Here is a 4,106-nt window from a genome sequence, read left to right as displayed (position 1 = left end):
ATCCAGATCCCCAGCGACGGACCGGCGATCGCCGCGCAGGCCAGCAGCGCGAGGCCGGCGACCATTTCCGGCGCATGCCGCTTCAAGGCCTCGCGCCAGGCCATCTTGTCGACGTCGCGGCGCTGGGCGGCCCAGCCAGAGTCGCGGCCCGCCAGGATGTCGAGCAGGCAGCGGGCGTGGCCGAACAGCACGGTCGGCGCCGTCAGGGTCGAGTGCACGGTCTCCAGGGCCACCGAGGCCCACAGGCGCCGCATGCCGCCGAAGCTATCGGCGCGGCCTTCCTTGCAGGCCAGGATCACCGCCAGCAGCTTGGGGGCGGCCAGGAAGCCCAGCGACACGGCGAAGGCCGCGCCGGCGCCTTCTTCGAGAAAGAGTTCCTCCTGCGCGCCGCCCAGAACGGGGAAGGCCGCCAGCAGGGCGCTCAGCACCACCAGCAGCAGCCAGACCGGGGCCAGCGCATAGGCCAGGGCGCCGCGCAGCAGGTGCAGGCGGCTGACCGGATGCAGGCCCTTCACGCCCAGGATCCCAAGGTGCTGCAGGTTGCCCTGGCTCCAGCGGCGGTCGCGCACCAGCATGTCGGACAGGGTGGGCGGAGCTTCCTCGTGCACGTCCTCCAGCGTCGGGGCCATGCGCACGGCCCAGCCGCCGCGACGCAGCAGCGCGGCCTCGACGAAGTCGTGGCTGAGGATCGCGCCGCCGAACGGCGCCTTGCCCGGCAGGTGCGGCAGGCCGCAGCACTCCGCGAAGGCCCGCGTGCGGATCATGGCGTTGTGGCCGAAATAGTTGGCCTCGGCCCCGCTCCACCAGGCCAGGGCCCAGGTCGCCAGCGGCCCGTAGGCCCAGGCGGCGAACTGCTCGGCCCGGCCGAACAGGGTGCTGCGCCCGACGATGGTCGAGCCGGCCTGGAGGACGCCCAGCGTCGGGTCGGTCTCCATCGCCCCGGCCATGCGGCGTAGCGAGCGGGCGCTCATCAGGCTGTCGGCGTCCAGCACCGCCATGCACTCGTAGGCCCCGCCGAACCGGCGGACCCAGTCGGCGAGGTTGCCGGTCTTGCGGTCGGTGTTGGCCTCGCGGCGCCGGTAATAGAGGCGGGTGGGCGAGGGGCTGGCGCGAGCGGCGAGCACGGCGCGGCGCTCGGCCTCGGCGATGTCCGGGTCTCGGGTGTCGCTGAGCACGAAGACGTCGAAGGTCGAGGACAGCCGCTCGCGGTCGAGATCGGCTCGCATGGCCTCGATCCGGGCGAAGACCGCCGTCACGTCCTCGTTGTAGATCGGCGCCAGCAGGGCGACACGCTTCCTCAAGTGCGGGGGCGGATCGTCCAGACGCCGCTCCCAGCTGTCGGGGTTCAGGGCCAGCTGGAAGCCGCCCAAGGCCGCGGCGCAGGAAAAGCCGGTCCAGGCCAGCAGGGCCGCGACCAGCAGCGCGTCGATCCACTCCAGCGGGGTGACGCCGCCACCCACGAAGGCGTCCAGCATGGTCGTCAGGCCAAAGCCGAAGGACAGCAGGGTGAAGGCGCCCAGCGCCAGCCGCCGCCGCTGGCGGGAGCGCGCCAGCCGTCGCCTGGAGGGCGGCGCCGACAGCGGCCGCACGGGCATGTCGAGTTCGGATTCCTGCGGCAGCCAGGCGTCCGGCGTCGCCTCGTGGGGAATGTTGCAAGGCGGAAGCCGGTCGGCGAGGCGTATGTCCATCGAGGGTCCTTTCGCGCGAAGAACCCTCACCCAGGCAATGGGTTGCGATGCGAAGGAAATATAACCACGGTCACGTTTCGCGAGCCGCGGTCAAGCTGTCGAACTGCTGAAACGAGCAGCAGATTCAGCGATTTGGCCGCAATCACGCCTTGTTCTCGACGATTGTTGCGGCGCGGAAAAGAAGGCCGGGCGCGGACGGATCCGCGCCCCGTCAGGCCGCCTTCAGCGCCGCGAAGCCGCGTTCCAGGTCGGCGATCAGATCGGCCGGGTCCTCCAGCCCGATGTGCAGACGCAGCAGCGGTCCTTCCAGGTTCAGCGGCGTCGAGCGGCTCTTCAGCTGCGGGTCGCAGTGGATCGCCAGGCTCTCGAATCCGCCCCAGGAGAAGCCGAGGCCGAACAGGGTCAGGGCGTCGAGGAAGGCGTGCACCGACTTCTGCGGGGCCGGCTTCAGCACCACGCCGAACAGGCCGCAGGCGCCGCTGAAGTCGCGCTTCCAGATCGCATGGCCGGGATCCTCGGGCAGGGCCGGGTGCAGCACGCGCGCGACCTCGGGGCGCTGTTGCAGCCAGCGGGCCACGGCCAGGCCGTTGTGCTCGTGGCGCGGCATCCGCGTGGCCAGGGTGCGCAGGCCGCGCAGCACGGCGTAGGCGTCGTCGGGCGAGACCGACCAGCCGACGTCCCACATGGCGTTGCCCAGTTCGTCGCCGATCACCGGGTCCATGGTCGTGGCGCTGCCCATGAAGCAGTCGGAGTGGCCGCCGACATATTTGGTCAGGGCCTGGACGCTGATCGTCACCCCGTGGGCCAGGGGCTTGAACAGCAGGCCCGCGCCCCAGGTGTTGTCGATCAAGGTGAGGATGCCGCGCGCATTGGCGGCCGCGGCGATGGCCGGCACGTCCTGCATCTCGAAGGTCAGGGAGCCCGGGGCCTCCAGCAGGATCAGCCGGGTCTTCGGGCCGGCCAGGGCCAGCAAGGCGTCGGCGTCGAGGGCGGGGTCGTAGTAGCGGGTGGTGACGCCGAAGCGGGTCAGGAAGCGGTCGCAGAACCGGCGGGTGGGCTTGTAGGCGCTGTCGACCACCAGCACGTCGTCGCCGGCCTTCAGCACGGCCATCATCGCCCCGGTGATCGCCGCTAGGCCCGAGGGGTAGAGGGTCACGTCCGGCGAGCCTTCCAGTTCGGCCAGGGCGGCCTGCAGGGCGGCGGGCGAGGACAGGCCGGTGATGCCGTAGGTCAGCTGGCTGTCGTCGTACAGCGACGCGGCGTTGGGCAGCAGCACGGTCGAGCCGCGCTGGATCGGCGGGTTGACGGTCCGCGCCAGCGACTGGGCCTGCAGGCCCGAACGGATCAGGCGGGTCTTTTCGTCCATGGCGGCGGGACTCGTGAGCACGGGAAGGAACGCCTCGTTTAAGAGCGCCGGCGCTTGCGGTTCAAGGATTTGATCGTCGTCTTGGCGACGGAGCCGACGAATCTGCCATCCAGGCGCGAGCGCGCCGGCGGGGGTCGGCGCATGAGGGGGAGCAGCATGAGAGTTTCGGTTCCGGGCGTGGCGCTGTCGTGGGCGCTGTCGTCGGCGTTTCTGGGCGGCGTCGCCGTAGCCGGCGAGGCGCCCGTCGGCCCGCCGGGCGAGGTGCGGGCCCTGGCGGGGTGCTGGAGCGGCGAGGGGGCGGTGATGGGCAAGCCGGTGACCATCGCCCTGGCGGTCGAGCCCGTGGCGGGCGACGCGATGATGCTGGTCGAGGCCGACAGCCGCGCCAAGGCCGACCCGGCTGACGCCTACGCCGCCCACCTGCTGTTCGGCGGCCGCACGACCAAGGCGGGCGAGCCGGCCGCGATCGTCGGCCTGTGGGCCGACAGCTTCGGCGGCGACGGGGCTTCGATGGGGACGGGCGCGGTCGCCGCCGGCGGGTTCGAGGTCGCGTATCCCTATGGTGCGTCCAGCTTCGTCAATCGCTGGACGGTGAAGGGCGGCAAGCTGTCGTGGTCGATCGTGGTGCGTGATGCGGTTGGCAAGGAGCAGACCTTCGCGAGCTATGAGCTGGCCAAGGCGGCGTGCGCCAAGGGAGGATGAAGTCCCGCCCCCAAGACGCTCCCCCTGAAGGGGGAGCTGTCGCGAAGCGACTGAGGGGGAAGTTGCTGGTGAGTTCAGCAGCGCCTTCAACGTCAGCAATGACTTCCCCCTCCGGCCCTCCGGGCCACCTCCCCCTTCAGGGGGAGGGTCTTTGAGCGCGTCCTCATCCTGAGGCGCGAGTCGAAAGCTAGCCTCGAAGGGCGCACAGCTTTCCCGCCTCACGCGCCCAGACGCTGAGTGGATGAAGGGGAGCGGAGCGCCCGGGCGACGCCCGGAGGTGTGTAGACAGATACCGTTTCGACGAAGCCTAGGCGCTCCGCGCGGTCGTTTGGCTGCCGGCTTCCCGGGCG

At 71.1% G+C, this 4,106-nt stretch carries 3 protein-coding genes; 1 reads left to right on the top strand and 2 read right to left on the bottom strand.

Annotation, left to right across the window (positions count from 1 at the left end; translation table 11 throughout):
* Together mdoH and metC are read right to left on the bottom strand one after the other, a co-directional pair.
* Nucleotides 1-1,688, bottom strand: a 1,688-nt coding sequence (mdoH, locus tag DMC18_RS23765) for a glucans biosynthesis glucosyltransferase MdoH (RefSeq protein ID WP_110133373.1), incomplete at its 3' end; no start/stop codon positions are given.
* A 211-nt stretch (nt 1,689-1,899) separates the two neighbouring features.
* Nucleotides 1,900-3,054 carry a cystathionine beta-lyase gene (gene metC, locus DMC18_RS23760; protein WP_110121837.1) on the bottom strand — a complete coding sequence of 385 codons (1,155 nt, stop codon included), beginning with the start codon at nt 3,052-3,054 and terminating at the stop codon, nt 1,900-1,902.
* A gap of 156 nt (nt 3,055-3,210) precedes the next feature.
* Between metC and DMC18_RS23755 the strand changes: the two genes are divergently transcribed.
* The gene (locus DMC18_RS23755) at nt 3,211-3,756 is read left to right on the top strand and encodes a hypothetical protein (protein ID WP_110121836.1); all 546 of its coding nucleotides are present in this window, start codon (nt 3,211-3,213) and stop codon (nt 3,754-3,756) included.
* Nucleotides 3,757-4,106 lie beyond the last annotated feature (350 nt).

The sequence above is a fragment of the Caulobacter sp. D5 genome, assembly GCF_003185805.1.
Classification (GTDB): domain Bacteria; phylum Pseudomonadota; class Alphaproteobacteria; order Caulobacterales; family Caulobacteraceae; genus Caulobacter.
This window is presented reverse-complemented; position numbering and strand designations above follow the sequence as displayed.